16 protein-coding genes and 1 riboswitch are annotated in these 19,402 nt (G+C 63.7%); of the genes, 2 read left to right on the forward strand and 14 right to left on the reverse strand.

Annotation, left to right across the window (positions count from 1 at the left end):
- Window positions 1-49: 49 nt before the first annotated feature.
- The 14 genes from ACO06O_RS15195 to ACO06O_RS15260 all read right to left on the reverse strand — a co-directional run bounded on the left by ACO06O_RS15195 (window position 50) and on the right by ACO06O_RS15260 (window position 16,138).
- Window positions 50-1,132 (reverse strand): 2Fe-2S iron-sulfur cluster-binding protein, encoded by a 1,083-nt coding sequence (locus ACO06O_RS15195; RefSeq protein WP_421881452.1) that lies wholly within the window; start codon window positions 1,130-1,132, stop codon window positions 50-52.
- A gap of 5 nt (window positions 1,133-1,137) precedes the next feature.
- Window positions 1,138-2,376, reverse strand: coding sequence for an aromatic ring-hydroxylating oxygenase subunit alpha (locus ACO06O_RS15200; protein WP_421881455.1), 1,239 nt, complete (start codon window positions 2,374-2,376; stop codon window positions 1,138-1,140).
- Between the two features lie 141 nt (window positions 2,377-2,517).
- Window positions 2,518-2,723, reverse strand: a riboswitch (cobalamin riboswitch).
- A gap of 84 nt (window positions 2,724-2,807) precedes the next feature.
- Window positions 2,808-4,325, reverse strand: coding sequence for a class I adenylate-forming enzyme family protein (locus ACO06O_RS15205; protein ID WP_421881458.1), 1,518 nt, complete (start codon window positions 4,323-4,325; stop codon window positions 2,808-2,810).
- Between the two features lie 16 nt (window positions 4,326-4,341).
- Window positions 4,342-5,364 carry an NAD(P)H-dependent flavin oxidoreductase gene (locus ACO06O_RS15210; protein WP_421881461.1) on the reverse strand — a complete coding sequence of 341 codons (1,023 nt, stop codon included), beginning with the start codon at window positions 5,362-5,364 and terminating at the stop codon, window positions 4,342-4,344.
- Window positions 5,364-6,158: an oxepin-CoA hydrolase, alternative type gene (locus ACO06O_RS15215; protein WP_421881464.1), complete on the reverse strand. Its 795-nt coding sequence runs from the start codon at window positions 6,156-6,158 to the stop codon at window positions 5,364-5,366. The genes ACO06O_RS15210 and ACO06O_RS15215 overlap by 1 nt, the downstream gene beginning before the upstream one ends.
- Before the next feature lies 1 nt (window position 6,159).
- On the reverse strand, window positions 6,160-6,582 hold the full coding sequence (locus ACO06O_RS15220; protein WP_421881466.1) for a PaaI family thioesterase: 423 nt from the start codon (window positions 6,580-6,582) through the stop codon (window positions 6,160-6,162).
- A 6-nt stretch (window positions 6,583-6,588) separates the two neighbouring features.
- Window positions 6,589-7,725 (reverse strand): acyl-CoA dehydrogenase family protein, encoded by a 1,137-nt coding sequence (locus tag ACO06O_RS15225; protein ID WP_421881469.1) that lies wholly within the window; start codon window positions 7,723-7,725, stop codon window positions 6,589-6,591.
- Window positions 7,726-7,727: 2 nt separating this feature from the next.
- Complete coding sequence (locus tag ACO06O_RS15230) at window positions 7,728-8,924, reverse strand: acyl-CoA dehydrogenase family protein (RefSeq protein WP_421881472.1); 1,197 nt, start codon at window positions 8,922-8,924, stop codon at window positions 7,728-7,730.
- A gap of 13 nt (window positions 8,925-8,937) precedes the next feature.
- Window positions 8,938-10,113 carry an acetyl-CoA C-acyltransferase gene (locus ACO06O_RS15235; RefSeq protein WP_421881475.1) on the reverse strand — a complete coding sequence of 392 codons (1,176 nt, stop codon included), beginning with the start codon at window positions 10,111-10,113 and terminating at the stop codon, window positions 8,938-8,940.
- Window positions 10,114-10,116: 3 nt separating this feature from the next.
- Window positions 10,117-12,216, reverse strand: a complete 2,100-nt coding sequence (locus ACO06O_RS15240; RefSeq protein ID WP_421881478.1) for an FAD-dependent oxidoreductase — start codon at window positions 12,214-12,216, stop codon at window positions 10,117-10,119.
- A 133-nt stretch (window positions 12,217-12,349) separates the two neighbouring features.
- Window positions 12,350-13,186 carry an IclR family transcriptional regulator gene (locus ACO06O_RS15245; protein ID WP_421881481.1) on the reverse strand — a complete coding sequence of 279 codons (837 nt, stop codon included), beginning with the start codon at window positions 13,184-13,186 and terminating at the stop codon, window positions 12,350-12,352.
- A 9-nt stretch (window positions 13,187-13,195) separates the two neighbouring features.
- The gene (locus tag ACO06O_RS15250) at window positions 13,196-14,536 is read right to left on the reverse strand and encodes a TRAP transporter large permease (protein ID WP_421881484.1); all 1,341 of its coding nucleotides are present in this window, start codon (window positions 14,534-14,536) and stop codon (window positions 13,196-13,198) included.
- 16 nt (window positions 14,537-14,552) lie between these two features.
- Window positions 14,553-15,050 carry a TRAP transporter small permease gene (locus tag ACO06O_RS15255; RefSeq protein ID WP_421881487.1) on the reverse strand — a complete coding sequence of 166 codons (498 nt, stop codon included), beginning with the start codon at window positions 15,048-15,050 and terminating at the stop codon, window positions 14,553-14,555.
- 32 nt (window positions 15,051-15,082) lie between these two features.
- Window positions 15,083-16,138: a C4-dicarboxylate TRAP transporter substrate-binding protein gene (locus tag ACO06O_RS15260; RefSeq protein ID WP_421881490.1), complete on the reverse strand. Its 1,056-nt coding sequence runs from the start codon at window positions 16,136-16,138 to the stop codon at window positions 15,083-15,085.
- Window positions 16,139-16,272: 134 nt separating this feature from the next.
- Between ACO06O_RS15260 and ACO06O_RS15265 the strand changes: the two genes are divergently transcribed.
- A complete protein-coding gene (locus ACO06O_RS15265) occupies window positions 16,273-18,039 on the forward strand; it encodes a sensor histidine kinase (protein ID WP_421881493.1) in 1,767 nt (588 codons plus the stop codon).
- The gene (locus ACO06O_RS15270) at window positions 18,036-19,382 is read left to right on the forward strand and encodes a sigma-54-dependent transcriptional regulator (protein WP_421881496.1); all 1,347 of its coding nucleotides are present in this window, start codon (window positions 18,036-18,038) and stop codon (window positions 19,380-19,382) included. The genes ACO06O_RS15265 and ACO06O_RS15270 overlap by 4 nt, the downstream gene beginning before the upstream one ends.
- Window positions 19,383-19,402: the final 20 nt, after the last annotated feature.

A 19,402-nucleotide genomic window follows, 5' to 3' on the forward strand; every position in this document is an offset into this window, starting at 1 on the left:
GCCGCCCGGATTTAAGTCAATCACCGGGCTGTCATCACTCCGAACGAATTCAGATTTCGATCTCGACCCTGCCGATCGGGTTGGAACAACAGGCCAGCACCATGCCGTCGGCGATCTCCTTGTCGGTGATCCCGCCATTATGGATCATGTGGACCTCGCCCGATGTCTTGCGGACCTTGCAGGTACCGCAAACGCCGAACTGACAGGCCGACGGAATGTTCAGGCCCTGCGCCTTGGCGACCTGAAGAATGGTGTCGGTTTCGCTGCACATCGCGTCCAGACCCGACGCGGCGAACCGGATCATCGCGCCGGCAGTTTCGTCCAATACGATATCGTCGTGTTCCGGGCGTTGATCTTCGGTCCGGATCGGCGCGTGGAAGCTTTCCTCATGGTAATGCGCCATTTCGAATCCGGCGGCGTTCAGGACATCGCGCACCGTTTTCATGAAGGGTTCCGGCCCGCAGCAGAAGATTTCCCGCTCCATATAGTCCGGCGCCATCAGTTCCAGCATCAGCTGGTTCAACCGGCCCCGGTACCCGGCCCAGGCGGAGAACGGATCGTCCTCCTCCACCACGAAGGACAGTTTGATGTCCGGCACGCGCTGGGCCATGCGGCGCAGTTCGGGTTCGAAGATCAGTTCCGACGGGCGGCGGGCGCAGGAAATCAGCGCGATATCCGTATGCTCGCCATTATCGAACAGCCAGCGCGTCATCGACATCATCGGCGTCACGCCGGACCCAGCGGAAATGAACAGATATTTGTCCGCCGGATACTGCATGAAGGTGAAGATGCCGCCCGGCCCATAGGCGCGCAGCCGGTCGCCGACCTTCACATTCTCCAGCATCCAGCGCGATCCGATACTGTCCTTCTGCGCCTTGACCGTGACCGAGATCGACAGCGGCCGCGACGGCGAGGAGGACAGGGTATAGGTGCGCAACAATGGCTCCGGCCCGACCGGCAATTCCAGCGTGATGAACTGGCCGGGCAGATAGCGGAACCAGCTATCGTCCGCCGTCTTGAAACAGAAAGAGGTCACATCCGGCGCTTCCGGAATGATCATCATGCATTCCAGTTCCTTCGCGTCGGTCCAATAGGTCCGTTCGTCCAGAGCCTTGAATTGGGTCAGCCGCATTCCCGTCACTCCGCCGCTGCGGCCGGCGCGAAGGCGCCAAGCTGCCGGGTCATCGCATCGCAATACCAGTCGGTGAACTGGCGCACGCCGGTTTCATGGATCGGCGAATAGGGGCCGGGTTCATAGGCCGGGGAGTTCACCCCCAACTGGTTCTGTTCGACCAGCATCCGGTCCTGGTCGTTGGTCGCGTCCCAAACTTCGGTCAGCGTCTTCAGGTCATAATCCACGCCTTCGACCGCGTCCTTGCGCACCAACCAGCGGGTCGTGACCTCCGTCTCCTGCGGGCCGATCGGATTGACGTGGAAGGAGATCGCGTGATCGCGCAGCAGATGGTTCCAGCTGCTGGGATAGTGGAACAACAGCATGGAGCCGATGCGCTCTTCCCGAATCGCGCCCAGCGGTTTGGAACAGGCCGGTTTGCCGGACATGGTGAAGCTTTCGGTATCGCGCAGCAACGGCACGCGCATGACGCGGTACTGGCCGCTGTCGTCCAGATAGAATTGGCTGGGCAGGCCGGCGGCCTCGCAGCGGTTCCAATGATCCTGTAGGAAATTGTCGCCGCCGGTCTGTTCGACCCCGGTGATGGTCGGCGCGTCGGTGAAGGTGCGGCACAGTTCCGGATGGGACCCGGAACAGTGATAGCATTCGCGGTTGTTTTCCCAGACCAGCTTCCAATTGCCTTTTTCGACAATCGTCGTCTTATGCGCGACCTTGGTATACTCCAACCGGTGCGGCAGCATATAGGGTTCGATCCGCGCGCGGACCGGGGCGAAATCGGGCGGCGCATCGCTGAAATTGACGAAGAGATAGCCGCCGACGCTTTCGCAGGCGACCGGCTTCAGCTTGAACGCGTTGGGATCGAAATCCTGGCCCATCTCGCGGGCGAACAGCAGCTTGCCTTCCAGGTCGTAGGTCCATTGGTGATAGGGACAGACCAGCCGCGCGGCATTACCCTGCGCCGATTGGCAGATACGCGAACCGCGATGGCGGCAGGCATTGTGGAAGGCGCGGATCTCGCCATCGGCACCGCGCAGGATGATCGCCTCGGCCCGGCCGACCCGGTAGGTGGTGTAATCCCCAACCTCCGGAATCTCGCAGCCATGCCCCGCGAACAGCCATTCGTTCAGGAACAGGGTGTCCATTTCCAAATCGAAAACCGCGCGGTCGCCATAGAATTCCTGCGCCAGGGAATAGCCGGGCCGACGGGCGGCCAGCAGGCCTTGCACACGGTAAGATGCGTCCATACCGAATCTCCTCAGTCATGCGCCGCATCCGGCGGCGCGGTTGGTATGGTCGCTGGTGTTCTCAAGAGGACATCCCTTCCCCGCTCCGGCAATCGGCGGCGGACGGAAGGAAAGGCACCTCGTGATCGCCACCCGCGATCCAAGAGCAGTCTTGCCTGGGCTGGTTTCCGGACTCGAAGGGAGGTGCTAGCCGAACGCGGCGCCTTCTCGGGACATTGCTTCCCAATGGCATTCGCCGCGCTTCAACCCTTCTTACCGTTGCGGGGGCAGTGCCGGGATCTCACCGGCTTCCCAATTCTCCGTCACGCCGCGAACGGCGGAACGGCACCACAAGCGCCCGGACTTTGCGCCCGGCCGGGGGTCTGGGATTTCTGTAACGCGACAGGTTAAGTGCTGGCTGCGACAGGTGCGCGATTTCCGCCCTTCAGAGCCTAGAGACGATCCCGGAAGGTCTCGATCAGGCGGTTCTTCAGGATCTTGCCGGTGGCGGCGGCCGGCAGCCGGTCGGTGATGACGATCTTCGACGGCCGCTTGTAGCTGGACAGGCTGCCGGCCACATGGGTCTTCAACTCGTCCTCCGTCACGGCGGCGGGATCGGCGACCTGGACAAAGGCCAGCACTTCCTCGTTCCCGCCCTCGACCGTGCGGCCGATCACGGCGGCCAGAACGACGGACGGATGGTCGTTCAACGCCTTCTCCACCTCCTGCGGATAGACGTTGAAACCGGACCGGATGATCAGTTCCTTTGACCGGCCGACGATGTGCAGCATGCCGTTCTCGTCGAACTTCCCCAGATCGCCGGTGCGCAGGTACCCGTCGGGCAGCAGCACTTTTGCGGTTTCTTCCGGGTTCCGGAAATAGCCCCTCATGATATGCGGGCCCCGGGTCAGGATCTCGCCGACACCGTCATTCTGACCGCCGATCGCCTCGTCCAGCTTGATATCGACACCCGGCAGGGCATAGCCGACGCTGACATCCGGATTGCCGATCGCATTGCGCGTCGCGCAGACCCCGGCCGTGGTTTCCGTCATGCCATAGCCGTTCTGCAAGGGGATGCCATAGAAGGCCTCGGCGCTGCGCTTCCAGGCCGGGTCCAACGGCGCGGCGCCCGACGAGACGTAGCGCAGCCCGCTGCCTTCCAGCCGCGTATAGCCCTGCGCCTTCGTATAATGCATCAGATGGGCATGCATCTGCGGCACGGCAGGCAGGATCGTCACATCCTCGCGCAGGGCGTTATACAGGGCCTCGGCACTGAACCGGGGTTGCAGGCGAATGCAGGCCCCGCCATGGCTGGCAGCGACGACCATGGAGGCCAAACCGAAGACATGGGTCATCGGCAAGGCGCCATAGACCGTATCCGTCGGGGTCATGTCGCGCAGTTCCGCCGACGACTTGCCGGCAAACAATAGATTGCCGTGGGTCAGCATCACGCCTTTGGGCGCGCCGGTCGTGCCGGTCGTATAAAGGACGACCCCAACCTGAGCGAGTCCCGGTTCCACCGGCTGCGGCGCGCTGTCGAAGGGTGTCGAAAACCCGACCGTGCCGAACGCCCCGTCCTGGTCTTGGGCAGCATCGGCTTTGGCATGCTCGGCCGCGTCCGGCGAGGCCTTGACCGTATAAACGACGGCACGAGGCGTCGCATGCTGGCGGATACGTTCCAGTTCCGCCGCCGTCATACGCGCGTTGGCGGGCACGGCCCAAGCGTCGAGGCGGCTGCAGGCAAAAACGAAGGCGATGGCCGCAAGGCTGTTCTCGGCCACGATCAGGACCCGGTCACCGGCGACGACCCCGGCCTCGCTCAGCACGGCCTCGGCCTGCGTCACGGCGGCAGCGTAATCGCGATAAGACAGGCGCCGGCCGTCAAAATCGATCACGGCGGGATTGTCCGGGCGTTCCGCCAGATGGCGGTCGATGTTGTGGTGGATGCGGGTCGCCTGAATGTCACTCATACCGGAACCAATCCCATTAAACGCCGACAGGACGCAGCCGCGCCAGGGCCGCCATCGCCTCACGCTCCATGCCCGCGACGATATCCGCCAACGGTTCGACCCGGTCGGTCAGGCCCAGCGATTGGCCCGCAGACAGCATGCCGCGCGATACATCGCCGGTGCGATAAGCCTCCCGCCCGATCTTGCCGGAGACATAGGGCATCAGCCCCGCGATCCCGATTTCCGGGTTCTCGGTCTCCAGCTTCGACACCAGATCGGTCGTCTCGTTCCGCAGCGTGCGGATCGTGTTACGGACCGTCTGCATGGTCAGCGCCGTGTCCAACTCGCTGGCGTCGACCAGCGCCTGCTTGTAATTGGGATGGGCTGCGACCTCTTCCGCCACCAGGAAGCGGGTGCCCACCACGACGCCCGCCGCGCCCATGGCCAGTGCAGCCACCAATTGCGATCCCGTGCCGATCCCGCCGCCGATCAGGAAGGGAATGGTCAGCCGCCGTTCGGCCAGTGCCGCGTTGATCATGCTGCCGATCATGTCCATGCCGGGATGCCCGCCGCATTCCGCCCCCACGATGGAGACCATGTCGACGCCGACAGACTGCGCCTTCACGGCATAGCGGACGCTGGGCACCTTGTGCAGGACGGTGATGCCCGCTTCCTTCAGGATCGGCATATAGGCTTCGGGATTGCGGCCCGATGTTTCGACGAACCGCACGCCCTCCTCCGCGATCAGCCGAAACACCTGTTCGGTCTGTTCGCCCTGGATCAGCTTCGGCAGCATGGAAACATTGACCCCGAAAGGCGCGCCGCCGCACAGGTCGCGGCAGGTACGGATCTCGGCGCGCAGGCGGTCCGGTTCCGGAAAGCTGGCGGCGGTGATGAAGGAAATGATCCCCGCCCGCGCCGCCGCCGAAACATACTGCGCATCGGCCAGCCACATCAGCCCGCCCGCAACGACCGGCAGGCGCGTGCCATAGGCGCGGGTCACCGGCGTATCGAAGACCGGGTCCGTCACCGGCACCGCGCCCTGACCGTCCGGCGCCATCACACACCGCCCCGCAGTTTTGCGAAATCGGGTTTGCGCTTTTCCAGGAAGGCCCCGATCCCCTCCGCGCCCTCATCGCCGCCCAGGGCGCGGGCCATGGCATCGCGCTCCCGGTCCAATTGGGAATCCGGATCCATGAAGGAGGCGGTCTCCAGCAATGATTTGATATCGCGCAGCGCATTGGCGGGTCCGGCGGCCAGGCGGGATGCATATTGCGCCGCCATGTCCATCGCGCCGCCCGGCTCGGACAGCTCGGTGATCATGCCCAGATCGTAAAGCCGGTCCGCCGTGATCGGGTCGCCCAGCATGCACAGGCGGGACACCAGTGGGCGCGGCAATTGCGCCGCCAGCCGCGCGGTCAGGCCGCCATCGGGCACCAGACCGGCCTTCACATAGGCGACGGTGAACTGCGCGCCGCGCGCGGCAATGACGAAATCACAGGCCAGCGCCAGTGAGACGCCGGCCCCCGCTGCGCCGCCTTCCACCGCCGCGATGACGGGTTTCGGGCAGGCGCGGATCGCACGGATGACCCCATGCAGACCGTCGATTGCCTCTCGCCGTCCCGCTTCGGACATCTCGCGTCGTTTCACGAGGGTCTTCAGATCGCCGCCGGCGCAGAAGAAGCTGCCCTCGCCGGTCAGAACGACCGACGCAATGGCATCATCCTGCGCGGCCTGATCTGTCGCGGCCAGGATCGTCGCATAGAGTTCCGGCGACAGGGGATTGCGGCGCGCGCCGTTGCGGTTGGTGACCACCAGCGCGGCATCGATCTTTTCCAATGTCACATCGGCCATGTCAGTTTCCTCCCCGGCGGTGCGGCGGAACCTTCTTGAACACGCCGGTTGCCGTTGCGATCAATGTTCCGGCCTCATCGGTCAAATGCCCCTCGATGAACAACAGGCTGCGCCCGCCGCCGGTGATCCGGCCGACCGCCGTGACGCGCCCGCCCTTAGCCGGTGCCACGAATTGGGTGGTCAGCGAAATTGTCAGGAAGGGAACCCGCCCGGTTTCGTCCACCGTCAGGCTGCCCGTCGCCCCGCAGGCACTGTCCAATAGCGCCGATGCGATGCCGCCATGCAGCACCCCGTGCCGGTTCAGGTGCCGATCGTCGATATCCAGCCAGCAGCGCGCACAACGGTCTGGTTGCCCGACATCGAGGACATAGCCAATCAGGCGCTGCGGCCCCGTTTCGTCGCGGATGATGCCCCCGTCGCTCACGATGGTTCAGCCTCGCGCCAGGGCGATGAACCGTTCCAAGTGGTGATCGGTATCGCCGAAACGGTGGTCGACCATCACCATGCGCTTGGCCAGATGGGCCAACCCGTATTCCTGGGTCATGCCGATCCCACCATGCATCTGGATCGTTTCTTCGGCGACCAGCCGCCCGACCCGGCCGATCAGGTTCTTGGCGGCACTCACCTGACGTTCGCGGGTCGCGCGATCGCGGTCCAGATGACCGGCCGCGTTGATCACGGCGGACCGCGCCTGTTCGATCTCGACCAGCATATCCGCCATCCGGTGCTGCAGCGCCTGGAACTTGCCCAGGGGCCGACCGAATTGCTTACGGGTCCGCAGATAGTCGACCGTCAGGTCCTTGGCGCTTTCCATCGCGCCCAGGGCTTCTGCACATAAAGCGGCAATTGCGAATGCCGCGCGCCGCTCGATCGCCGGGAAGGCCTCCCCAATCGCGCCCAATGCCGCATTCGACGGCACCTCGACATCGCGCAGCACGATTTCCGCCGCCGTGCCGCCGCCCATCACGGGATAGGCGCGGCGGGACAGGCCGGGCGTGTCGGCGGGGACCAGAAACAGGGATATCCCCGCCTCGTCCGCGACATTACCCCCGCTGCGCGCGCTGACCACCAATGTCTGTGCATTGCCGCCATTGCCGACGACGGCCTTGCGCCCGTTCAGGACGAAAGCATCGCCGCGCATCTCGGCCTTTGCAGAAACACGGGAAAGCTCATAACGCGAATCCGGCTCGCCATGCGCAAAGGCCAATTGCACGGAACCTGCAATAACCTCATCGACGATGGCCTTCTGCCCGTCGGATCCCAGATCGGCGATCAGACCGCCCGCCAGAACCGCCGTGTCCAGAAACGGCTCCACAACACCGGCGCGGCCGAATTCTTCGAATACCACGGCAAGGTCGAACCCCGCTCCACCGAATCCGCCTTCGGACTCGCCGAACAAGGCCCCGATCACGCCCAACTCGGCCAGTTCCGACCAGACGGCCCGGCTATAGCCTTCATCCTCCTGCAGGATGCCGTTCAAGGTTTCTGTGGAATACCGGTCCGCCAGATAACGCCGCAGGGTGTCCTGCAGCATCTGGCGTTCTTCGGTCAGCGCGAAATCGACCATGATTACAGTTCCAGAATTGCCTTGCTGATGATCGTCCGCTGGACCTCGTTGGATCCGCCGAAGATCGACAGTTTTCGATTGTTGAAATATTGCGGCGCGGCGGGCGTCGCATAGTCAGGGCCGATCGGCTCTTCATTATAGCCCTCGTCGAGCGCTTCGGAGACGAAGGGCATCGCATAGGGGCCGACAGCGCGGCGCGTCAGATCGTTGATCTCCTGACGAATGGCCGTGCCCTTGATCTTCAGCATGGAACTTTCGGCGCCCGGCGCCTGCCCTGCCGCCGCCTTGGCAATCACGCGCAGATTGGTCGTGGCCATGGCCATCAGATCGATTTCGATCTGCGCCAAGCGGGCCGCGAAATGCGGATTGTCGATCAGCGGCCGACCGCCGGACTGTTCCTGCCGGGCGATGCGTTTCAGATTGGCCAGACCGGCATTGGAGAAGCCGACACCCGCGATATTCGTCCGCTCGTGGGTCAGCAGATATTTGGCATAGGTCCAGCCTTCATTCTCCGTGCCGACCAGATTGGCCGCCGGGACGCGAACATCGTCGAAAAAGACCTCGTTCACTTCCGGAGTGCCTTCCAGAAGGACGATCGGGCGAACCTCGACGCCAGGGCTGTTCATGTCGATCAACAGAAAGGAAATTCCTTCCTGCGGCTTCGCCTCCGCATCGGTCCGGACCAGACAGAAGATCCAGTTCGCGTGCTGGCCCAGCGTGGTCCAGGTCTTCTGGCCATTGACGATATAGTCGTCGCCGTCGCGCACAGCGCGGGTCTTCAGCGACGCCAGATCGGACCCGGCGCCCGGCTCGGAATATCCCTGGCACCACCAATGTTCGCCATTCAGGATCTTCGGCAAGAAACGATCCTGCTGTTCCTTCGATCCGAATTTCTGCAGCACCGGCCCCAGCATGGTCAGGCCGAAGGGCACGATCCGCGGCGCGTTGGCCAGGGTCGTTTCTTCCTCGAAGATATGGCGCTGAACCGCATTCCAACCGGTCCCGCCGAATTCCACCGGCCAGTTCCCCGCCAGCCAACCGCGGGCGTTCAGGACGGCGTGCCATTCCTCATGATCCGCTTTGGACAGGCGCTTGCCCAGCCGGACCTTCTCGGACAGCCGCTCCGGCAGGTGTTCGGCCAGAAAATCGCGAACTTCCTGGCGGAAGGCGGTTTCCTCTGCGGTATAGTTCAGGTCCATCGGCCGTCCCCCGTCAGTAGATTTCGAACAGGCCTGCCGCGCCCATGCCGCCGCCGACACACATGGTGACCACGCCCAGCTTGGCGCCCCGGCGTTTGCCTTCCAGCAACAGCGCCCCGACCATCCGCGCCCCGGTCATGCCGAAAGGATGACCAATGGCGATCGACCCGCCATTCACGTTGAAGATTTCCGGATCGATGCCCAGCGTGTCGCGGCAGTAAAGGGCCTGACTGGCGAAGGCCTCGTTCAATTCCCAAAGGTCGATATCCGAGACCTTTTTGCCCGTCCGCTCCAGAAGGCGCGGCACGGCCAGGACCGGGCCGATGCCCATCTCGTCCGGCTCGCAGCCCGCGACCGCGAAACCGCGAAACGCGCCCAATGGTTCCAATCCTTCGCGTTCCGCCTCTTTCGCGTCCATGACGATCAGCGCGGCCGCACCGTCGGACAGCTGGGACGCATTCCCAGCGGTGATGAATTGATCTTCACCCCGTACCGGAGACAGCTTGGCCAAACCTTCCAGCGTCGTATCCGGGCGATTGCACTCGTCCTTCGACAGGGTGATGTTCAGTTCCGACACCGCGCCTGTCTCCTTGTCCTTGACCGCCTTGGTCAGGTCGATGGACACCAGTTCCGCATCGATGCGGCCTGCCGCTTGCGCCGCCGCCGTGCGCTGCTGAGAAGACAGCGAGTATTCGTCCTGATACTCCCGGCTGATGCCATAGCGGCGTGCGACGATGTCGGCCGTTTCGATCATGGTCAGGTAGAGGTCGGGCTTATGCGCTTCGATCCAGGTATCGCGGCTGTGCCGGACCGGCGGCTGGACCATGGAAATGGATTCGACCCCGCCCGCCAGCACGCAGGCCACGCCGTCCTGGACGACGGAATGCGCCGCCATCGCGACGGCCTGCAAGCCGGAGGCGCAGAAGCGGTTTACCGTTGTGCCGGCGACGCTGACCGGCAGACCCGCACGGATTGCGATCTGCCGGGCGATATTGCCGCCGGTCACATATTCCGGATAGCCGCAGCCGATGATACTGTCTTCGATCCGTACCGGGTCAATCCCGGCGCGGCGCACCGCCTCCGCCGCGACATGGCCGCCCATCGTCGCGCCATGGGTGCGGTTGAACGCCCCCCGGCCGGCCTTGCCGATCGGGGTTCGCGCGGTGGAAACGATGACAGCCTCGCGCATGCCTCAATCCTCGTTGTTCAAACTGTCGAAATTGCTGCCTTTGGCCACAAGCTCCTCCAGCAGCCGCGCCGGACGCCAGAAGAAGTCGTCTTCCTTCGCGAAGGTCCGGATATCGGACAGAACCGTGTTCAGCCCGATCATGTCCGCATACTTCATCGGCCCGCCGCGCCACCGCGGGAAGCCATAGCCGGACAGCAGGGTGATATCGACATCCAGCGGCCGCTTGGCGATGCCCTCATCGACGATCTTGGCGGCTTCATTGATCATCGCGGCCATATAGCGCCGGACGATTTCCTCATCGTCGAACGCGCGCGGCTCGATACCCAGTTTCGCGCGTTCCTCGGCAATGATCTTTTCGACCTCGGGATCTGGCGAGCCTTTGCGGGCACCGTCTTCGTACTTGTAGTAGCCGCGCCCCGTTTTCTGTCCGAACCAGCCGTTCTCGCAGATCCGGTCGGCATAGGTCGGCACCCGTTCGCGCGGGTCGCGGGTCGCGGCGCGGCGCTTGCGGGTCGCCCAGCCGATGTCCAGCCCGGCCAGGTCGCTGACCGCAAAGGGACCCATGGCGAAGCCGAAATTCACCAATGCCTTGTCGATCTGATACGGGCTTGCCCCGTCCAAAATCATATGATCGGCGGCGGTGCGATAGACCGCCAGCATGCGGTTGCCGATGAATCCGTCGCAGACACCCGCCCGCACCGCGATCTTTTTCAGCGTCTTGGCCAGGGCGAAACCGGTCGCCACCACTTCGGGCGCTGTCTTGTCCGCCACGACCACTTCCAGCAGTTTCATGATATGGGCCGGCGAAAAGAAGTGCAGGCCGATCACGTCCTGCGGGCGCGAGGTCATCGCGGCAATTTCGTCGATATCCAAATAGGACGTGTTTGTCGCCAGCACCGCGCCCGGCTTGCAGACGGCGTCCAGTTTGGTGAAGACGTCCTGCTTCACTTCCATGCTTTCGAACACGGCCTCGACCACCAGATCCGCATCGGACAAGGCCGCGTAATCCGTCACCGCCCGGAAAGACTTCCCGACCAGCGCGTCACGCTTTTCCTGGGTCAGTTTTCCGCGTTTGACGCTGCCGTCAGCGAGACCGGAGATCGTGCCGGCCGCTTTCACCGCTGCATCCTGATCGCGTTCGATCAGGGTCACGTCCAGCCCGTTCAGCAGCGCGCAGAAGGCGATACCCGCCCCCATCGTGCCGCCGCCGATCACCCCGATCTTTGCGACCGGACGGGGCTCGACGCCCTTCAACTCCGGCAGCTTTGCGACTTTCCGTTCAGAGAAGAATGCGTGGATCAAGCCTTCGCGCTGCGGCGAGTCCAGCAAGGTCTTGAACAGGCGCCGCTCCTCGGCCAGCCCTTCCTCGAAAGGCAGGCTCAGCGCCGCGGCGACCGCGTCGACACAGGTCGGCGGCGCGATCTGACCGCGCGCGGCCTTCGTCACTTTCGCGCGCCAATCGGCCAGAACGGCATCATCCTTTGCCGGCGGGTCCATATCGCGGATACGCCGGACGCCGCGATTGTCCGCCAGGATCTTCGCGGCAAAGGCCAAGCCGGCAGCCTCGGGGTCGGCCTCATCAGAGACCGCATCGACGATGCCCAGCTTTTCCGCCTCGGCGATCGGAACATGCCGGCCGGATGTGATCATGTCCAACGCCGCGTCAACACCGACCAGTCGCGGCATGCGCTGCGTGCCGCCCGCGCCCGGCAAAATGCCCAAGGTCACTTCCGGCAGGCCGACCCGCGCGCCCTTCAGACCGACGCGGTAATGGGCGCCAAGCGCCACTTCCAATCCGCCGCCCAGCGCCGTGCCGTGAAGGACCGCCACGATGGGCTTCATGGAGGCTTCGATACGATTGATGACGTCGGGCAGCGCCGGAGGCTGCGGTGGCTTGCCGAATTCGGAGATATCCGCCCCGGCGATGAAGGTCCGGCCGTCGCCGACGATGATCGCCGCATCGATATCGGCACTGGTGTCGACGGTTTCGATCGCGTCGGACAGGCCCTGACGGACCCCCTGGGACAGCGCGTTTACAGGCGGATTCGCCACCCGGATGACGGCGATGCGATCAGTGACGGAAACGCGAACCAAATCGGACATTTATCTTCCTCCTGGCCGGAACGGGCGACCCGCCCCGGCGACTTTCAGACCCTAGCAATCGGCATCGGAATTTCAATATTTAAAATCAAATTCCACTATGCAGAATTACTAGATTTTGCATTGTGGACGCCGTTCACCCTCGCTGCGCCAAGACAGGGGATTGACCGGTCGCCCGTTCCAGTTCCCGGACGGCGGCCCGCAGCTTCGGGCCGACCTCCTCCTGCATACGGGCATCCGTCAGGTCTTTTGGCAACGCGCCACAGGTGAAGATCACCGGTTCCGTCAGTTCATAGCTTCGGAACGGCACGGCCACGGCATTCACCGTCGCGGCAAAGCGGATTTCAGGCTGCGCGATGACATGGCCGACGGAGACGAGATCGGCATAGGCCTCGTTCCGCAATGTGCGCGCCATGTCGATCGTCAGTCCGTTTTCCCCTTCCAGATAGGCGGCGACTTCCTCGAACTCGCTGTCCGACAAGGCGGCCAGCAGAGCATGACCGGAAGACGAGCCCTTGACCGGAATGCGGTGACCGGTTTCCAGCCAGATCGACGACACGCCGCGCGGCCGCCAGGTCTTGACCAGCAGCAGCTTGCGTTCGTCCCGCACCGCCAACACGACCAGTGTCCCAGTCTCGTTGGCCAGATTCTGCATGATCGGCGACCCGACCTCGACGAAGGACATCGACGCGGTGGCGACATTGCCCAAAGCCAGCAGGGACGGGCCGAGCCGGTATCGGTCGCGCCGCCCCTCATGGGTCAGATAGCCCAACGCCTGCAAGGTGAAGGTCAGGCGCGAAACGGTCGATTTCGGCAGACCCGTGCGCTCCGCGATTTCCTGATTGCCGAGACCGTCATCGGACGCGCGGAAAGCCCGCAATACGCTGAGCCCGCGCGCCAGCGTGGTCGCGAAACGGCGATCGCCCTGATGATCGGACTCAAGCCCTTTTTTTTCCGGTTTTACCGACGACATGCTGCGGCCCTACCACATGGTGTTGGGGATCAAAAGCGACAGGATCGGGAAGGAAATGATCAGCACAAGAACGATCACATCCACCGACAGGAAGCGCAGAATGCCCGAGAAGATGCGGTCGATCGACACTTCCTTGCCGACCACGTTGGCAATCACGAAAACGTTCAGTCCAACCGGCGGCGTGATCAACCCGATCTCGAGAAGCTTGATGACCACAACGCCGAACCAGATCAGATCGAACCCGTAGCTTTCGACCAGCGGCACCATCAACGGGAGCGTCAGAACCATGATCCCGATCGGGTCCAGAAACATACCCAGCAGTAGGTATATCAGCGCAATCGCGACCAACAGCAGGAACGGCGACAATTGCGCCTCGGTCACAGACGAAACCAGATCCGGGGCCAAGCCGGTCAGGGCGATGAAGGCAACGAAGATTTTCGCCCCCGCCGCGATGAAGAAGATCGACGCCGTCTGAATGCAGGTCTCGCGCACCGACTCCCAGACCGCCTTGAAATCCAGTTTGCGCTGGGCAAAGCCGATAGCCACGGCGGCGACGACGCAGACGGCAGCAGCCTCCGTCGCGGTAAAAATGCCGCCATAGATGCCGCCGACGATGATCGCGAACAAGGTCAGCGCCGGCCAGGCCCGCGTCGCGGCGCGGAACCGGTCGCGCATGGCGACCTGACCGTCATCGGCCGGCGCGGCGGCCGGATCGCGCTTCACCCAGATATAGATGACCAGCAGGAAACCCAGCAGAGAAATGATCCCGGGCAGCACACCGGCCAGGAACAGACGGCTGATCGACGTTTCAGTGAAGATCCCATAGATGATGAACAGAACGCTGGGCGGGATCAGCGATCCCAATGTCCCGCCGGACGCCACACTCGCCGTCGCAAGCCGGGGATCGTAGCCCATACGCAGCATTTCCGGCGTACAGATCCGCCCCATGGTCGACGCGCAGGCCACGCTGGACCCGGTGATGGCGGAGAAGCCGCCGCAGCCGACGACCGAGGCCATCGCGACCCCGCCCGGCAAGCGGCTGAGCCAGACCCGCGCGGCGTAGTAGATGTCGGTCGTGATGCCGGACCGGTAGGCGATATGCCCCAGCGCCACGAAAAGCGGGATCATGCTGAGATCATATGAATGGATCAGGTCGAAGGAGTTCGAGAACACCATCGACGTGGTCGCCTTCAGGGCGCGTTCCGGCATGAAGGTGCCGGTGCGGAAGGCAAAGATGCAGAAGCTTGCCACCGCCGCGACGCCGGCGAGGGCGAAAGCGATCGGCACGCGGACCGCCAGCAGCAGAAGCACCGCGAGAAAGGCGAACAGACCGATCAGGCTGGGATCCATTTAACCGCCTACCCCTCTAATGTCCGGATTCGGCGAGGCCGGTTGTTTCCGCTCCAGCCCGGATATCCGTGACTGCCAAGGTCAGAAGCCGGATCCAACACACAGCGATGCCGACGACAAAAATGGCCCGGCCCGGCCATTTCGGCAGGTTCAGATCGCCGAAATAGAAGCTGCCGCTTGACGCCAGATGGATGAACTCCCGCCCCGCGGCGTAGATCAAGGGAAGCAGCGCCAACATGCCGACGATGGACCCGAAGATGATGCACCAGCCACGTATCCGGGCGGACAGTCTGTCGGTAAAGAAGGACACCGAGACATGATTCCGCGCGGCCGTCGTTGCGGCCAGGGGCAGAATGATCGCCGCGACCATCAATTCCCGGACCAGGACGATCGTGTCGGGCAGCGCAATCCCGAACAGGGATCGCGTGACGACGCTGGCCGTGATCAACAGGCCGAGCAGGATCACGGCGGCGGCGCCGATGCCGAGTAGAATATTCTCGCACTTACCCAGCATGGACGTACCGCCGCCTTTGCAATCCCGACCGATCAGTTACGCGTCCAAGGATAGCCTTTTTCATCCCGCTCCTGGGTGTATTTCGCGATCAGCGCGCGATATTCGGTCATCAGAGCCGCACCGTCGAGACCGATGCCATTGGCGCCTTCGACCCATTCGCCGATGAATTTCTCGCCGCTCTGCTTCAGTTTTTCCAGGTCGGCTTCCGGCAGTTCGATCACTTCGACACCGGCTTCCTTCATCTTTTCGATAGCCGCTTCGTTGGCGGCGGTAATCAGACGGCCGAACTCGTCCGCCATGCCCAGACCGGCATCCAACAGGACCTTCTGCTGATCCGCGCTCAGACCGTCAAAGGAATCCTTGTTCATGAAGATTCCAAGACCGCCGACCTGACCCCAGTTCAACAGGGTGTAGTTGTTGATCACTTCCTGCTGCTTCAGGGCAGAGACGGCATAGGAATAGCCCTGCGAGCAATCCAGCAGGCCCGTATCGAGACCCTGATAGGCCTTGTAGATGCTCATCGGCACCATGTTCGCGCCGAACTCGGCGAAGACCTTGCCATAGGCGCCGACGCCGCGAACCTTCTTGCCCGCGATATCGTCAATGCTGCGGATCGCATCGCCCTTGCAGCCGATATGCACGGCAGACGTCGTGAAGGTGCCGATATAGACCAGATTCTTTTCGGCCAGATCGGCGGCAATGGCGTCGGAATTGCGCATCAGTTCGTCCGTTGCGCGCATACCGACCCAGGCATCCGGGTTCTGGACGGGCAGGTCGGCAATGCCATAGCCGATCATTTCCTGCGGGAAGTAGACCGCGATGACCGTGCCCAGATCGGACACGCCCTGGCCGATCGATTCGACCGCGGCCGGCGCCTTGTAGAGCGCACCGCCCCACTGAATGTCGATCTTGACGTCGCCGCCGGACTTGGCGCCGACTTCATCCGCGAACCATTGAAGGGCCACGGCGCGCGCACCGCGGTTCGGCCCGGCTTCGCCGTGAATCAGAACGGTTTCGGCCGACGCGGCCGCCGCGCCAAACAGGGACATCGTTACGCCAAGCGCAAGGGTACAGGTACGGAAATTCATTGGATCGCTCCTCCCAGATGTAGTTCCACTATGTGGAATTATGTTTTACTTTTTCAGATTCGTACTGAATGCCGCTGCGACATGCAATGGTAATCTTCGTGACACCGGCCCTAGCCTGCGGGTACGAAAGTGGAATGGCGACGTGGACACTGCCCAGATTGACCCGGCCGCGCCTCGGCGCATGGCTGATCCTCGCGGTCGCGATTTTCGCGGGCGTGACCGCCATCCTGTTCGAAGTGTCGTTGGGCTATTTTCAATCCTTGGAGCTGCAACGGTCCCAGGGCCGGGTCACATTGTATCGCAGCACCCTGATCAGCGCCCTCGATCGTTATCAGCACCTGCCTTACGTCCTGGCGCGCGATCCCTATGTCATGGATGCCGCGCGTGGCGGGGACCGGGACATTCTGAACCGGCGCCTCAAGGATTTCGCGGAACAGGCGGCGCTGGACGCGATCTATCTGATGGACCGGACCGGCTTGACCGTGTCCGCGTCGAACTATGATGAGCCCCAAACCTTCCTGGGACAGAACTACGGGTTCCGTCCCTATTTTCAGAGTGCGATGCGCGGCGATCGGGGACAGTTCTTCGGGATCGGCGCGACGACGCTGCGCCCCGGATTCTTCATCGCCGAACCGGTTCGGGATTCCGATGGGCGTATTCGCGGGGTCATCGCCCTGAAGCTCGACCTGACCGGCCTGGAGACGGCCTGGAACCGGGGCGGCGAAAGTGTATTCGTGTCCAACCCGGACGGGGTGGTCGTTCTATCTTCCGACCCGGCTTGGCGCTACAAGGCCCTGGAAGCCATTCCCGATACCCGCCGCAGCGCGATCCGGAACGGTCGGCAGTTCGGGAACGAGCCCCTGACTGCCCTGCATTGGCGCCCGGACGGGCCGGATTTTGCGGTTCTGAACGACACCCGGTTCCTGCATGTGACCGCGGGCATTCCGGCGCCGCAATGGACCCTTCATTTCCTGGTCGATGAGCGCGAGGTGCTGGTCCAGGCCTGGTTCAGCGTCATCGCCGCGACCATCGTGGCGGCGTTGATCCTGGCAATCGGCCTCTATATCCGGGCGCGCCGAATCCGCGCGGCGCTCCATGCCTCCCAGGCCGCGCGCCGGAAACTGCGCCTGGCGAATATGGACCTGGCCCGCGAGATCGAAGACCGCCGTGCAGCGGAACAGCGGTTGGAAACCGCGCGGTCGGAACTGGCCCGGACCAGCAAACTGGCGGCATTGGGACAGCTCGCCGCCTCCGTCACGCATGAGCTTGGCCAGCCGATCGCGGCGATGAAGAATTATCTCGCCGCGGCAGAGATGGCACCGCGGCCGGAGGGACAGGGCCGGATCATCGAGCGCCTGACCGGAATCGTTGCGCGGATGGAGAAACTGACGGCCCAACTGCGGTTCTTTGCCCAGCCCAGCGCCGACCGGTTCAGCGAAACCGATTTGATCGCGGTGTGGCGCGGCGCGCAGGAATTGATCGCCGCCGATGCCCGCATCGCCGGGATCGACATTGTGGAACAGATGCCCCCGGGACCGATCCCGGTTCATGGCGACCGTCTGAGGCTGGAACAGGTCTTCGTCAATCTGGTGCGCAACGCCATCCTGGCCATGGCGGACAGCGCCACCAAAACCCTGACAGTCACCATCGCGGACGAGGGCCGCGACACGCGCGTCGTCATCGCCGATACCGGTTGCGGCCTGGGCGATGCCAGTCTGGAGGACCTGCAGGAGCCGTTCGTGACCACACGCGCGTCGGGCGACGGCATGGGCCTGGGCCTGGCGATTTCGGCTGAGATCGTCAAAGAGCACGGTGGAACGCTGGCAGCCCGCAACCGGGACGGCGGCGGCGCGGAATTCGCGGTCTGCTTCCCACTGATGGCGGAGGAACGCGCGGCATGACGGCCCAAACGGCGGACCGGTTCCGAATCCTCGTGGTCGATGACGACCGCGAAATGCGGGACTCCCTGGAACATCTTCTGGACGCGGCGGGCTGGCAGGTCGAAACCCTGCCGTCGGCACAGCAGGTCGAAAGTCGCATCGCCGCACTGCATCCCGACGTTGTCCTGACCGATGTCCGCATGCCCGGCATGGACGGGATGGCCTTGCTGCGCAGCCTGACGGAGCGCGACGCGCCGCCGGTGCTGCTGATCTCCGCCCATGGCGACATTCCCATGGCGGTCGAGGCCATGCGCCAGGGCGCCTATAGCTTCATGGAAAAGCCGTTCGAGCCCCGCCGCCTGCTGACGGCGCTGCGCCACGCGGCCGAACAGCACCGGCTGGCCCAGAACGCCGCGCGCCTGCGCGACCGGTTGGCCAGCCTGTCCGACCTGGACCGGGTCATGCTGGGCGATTCCAAACCGATCCGCGACCTGCGGGAGGATGTGCTGGACCTCAGCGGGACCGAAGTGTCGGTCATGCTGTTGGGCGAGACCGGAACCGGAAAAGAGCTGGTCGCGCGGTCCCTGCACGATCTGAGCACCCGCTCCGCCGGCCCCTTCATCCCGGTCAATTGTGCGACCATTCCGGTCGAGCATTTCGAAACGGCCATGTTCGGGGCGGCCGATGGGGCCAGGGGCATGTTGGCCTCAGCCGACGGCGGCACCCTATTCCTGGATGAGATAGGCGCCTGCCCGCCCGCCGCCCAGGCAAAGCTGTTGCGGGCCATCGAAACCCGGGAATTCATGGCCCTGGGCGCATCCGGCCCGACAAGATCGGATTTCCGGATCGTCTCCGCCTCCAACGAACGGCTGGATACGGCGGTCGCGTCGGGCAAATTCCGCGAGGATCTGCTGTTCCGCCTCAATACGGTGGTCCTGACCCTGCCGGCCCTGCGCGACCGTCGCGACGATATTCCCCTGCTCTATGTCCATTTCGTAGAGCAATACGCCGCGCTTTATGAGATTTCGGCCCCGCCGACCACATCGGAGGACCTGGCCGCCCTGCTGTCCCATGTCTGGCCGGGCAATGTGCGGGAACTGCGCCATGTTGCCGAACGCCGGGTCCTGGCGGCGCGGCGCGGGCGCGGATCGGTTGCGGAGGCGCTGGCCCTGGACGGGGACAGCACCGAAGTCCCGGAAACCCTGCGCGAGGCGGTTGCAGCTTTCGAAAGGCAATTGGTTGCCAAGGCAATTCAGACCCATGGCGGACGCATGGATGCGGTGGCCGAGGCACTGGGGATCGGACGGCGGACCTTGAACGAGAAAATCGTCAAGCTGGGCCTCAAGAAGGCGGATCTTCTCTAACGATTTCAACGTGTTCCGCG

The sequence above is a fragment of the Pacificispira sp. genome (assembly GCF_965228185.1).
Taxonomy (GTDB): domain Bacteria; phylum Pseudomonadota; class Alphaproteobacteria; order UBA8366; family Aestuariispiraceae; genus Pacificispira.

Excerpts from the sequence above, each read along its gene's own strand:
- ACO06O_RS15260 (WP_421881490.1), bottom strand. The coding sequence starts at position 16,138 with ATGAATTTCCGTACCTGTACCCTTGCGCTTGGCGTAACGATGTCCCTG.
- ACO06O_RS15200 (WP_421881455.1), bottom strand. The coding sequence starts at position 2,376 with ATGGACGCATCTTACCGTGTGCAAGGCCTGCTGGCCGCCCGTCGGCCC.
- ACO06O_RS15265 (WP_421881493.1), top strand. The coding sequence starts at position 16,273 with ATGGCGACGTGGACACTGCCCAGATTGACCCGGCCGCGCCTCGGCGCA.
- ACO06O_RS15210 (WP_421881461.1), bottom strand. The coding sequence starts at position 5,364 with ATGGCGCCGGACGGTCAGGGCGCGGTGCCGGTGACGGACCCGGTCTTC.
- ACO06O_RS15270 (WP_421881496.1), top strand. The coding sequence starts at position 18,036 with ATGACGGCCCAAACGGCGGACCGGTTCCGAATCCTCGTGGTCGATGAC.
- ACO06O_RS15255 (WP_421881487.1), bottom strand. The coding sequence starts at position 15,050 with ATGCTGGGTAAGTGCGAGAATATTCTACTCGGCATCGGCGCCGCCGCC.
- ACO06O_RS15215 (WP_421881464.1), bottom strand. The coding sequence starts at position 6,158 with ATGGCCGATGTGACATTGGAAAAGATCGATGCCGCGCTGGTGGTCACC.
- ACO06O_RS15235 (WP_421881475.1), bottom strand. The coding sequence starts at position 10,113 with ATGCGCGAGGCTGTCATCGTTTCCACCGCGCGAACCCCGATCGGCAAG.
- ACO06O_RS15225 (WP_421881469.1), bottom strand. The coding sequence starts at position 7,725 with ATGGTCGATTTCGCGCTGACCGAAGAACGCCAGATGCTGCAGGACACC.
- ACO06O_RS15205 (WP_421881458.1), bottom strand. The coding sequence starts at position 4,325 with ATGAGTGACATTCAGGCGACCCGCATCCACCACAACATCGACCGCCAT.
- ACO06O_RS15195 (WP_421881452.1), bottom strand. The coding sequence starts at position 1,132 with ATGCGGCTGACCCAATTCAAGGCTCTGGACGAACGGACCTATTGGACC.
- ACO06O_RS15245 (WP_421881481.1), bottom strand. The coding sequence starts at position 13,186 with ATGTCGTCGGTAAAACCGGAAAAAAAAGGGCTTGAGTCCGATCATCAG.
- ACO06O_RS15230 (WP_421881472.1), bottom strand. The coding sequence starts at position 8,924 with ATGGACCTGAACTATACCGCAGAGGAAACCGCCTTCCGCCAGGAAGTT.
- ACO06O_RS15250 (WP_421881484.1), bottom strand. The coding sequence starts at position 14,536 with ATGGATCCCAGCCTGATCGGTCTGTTCGCCTTTCTCGCGGTGCTTCTG.
- ACO06O_RS15240 (WP_421881478.1), bottom strand. The coding sequence starts at position 12,216 with ATGTCCGATTTGGTTCGCGTTTCCGTCACTGATCGCATCGCCGTCATC.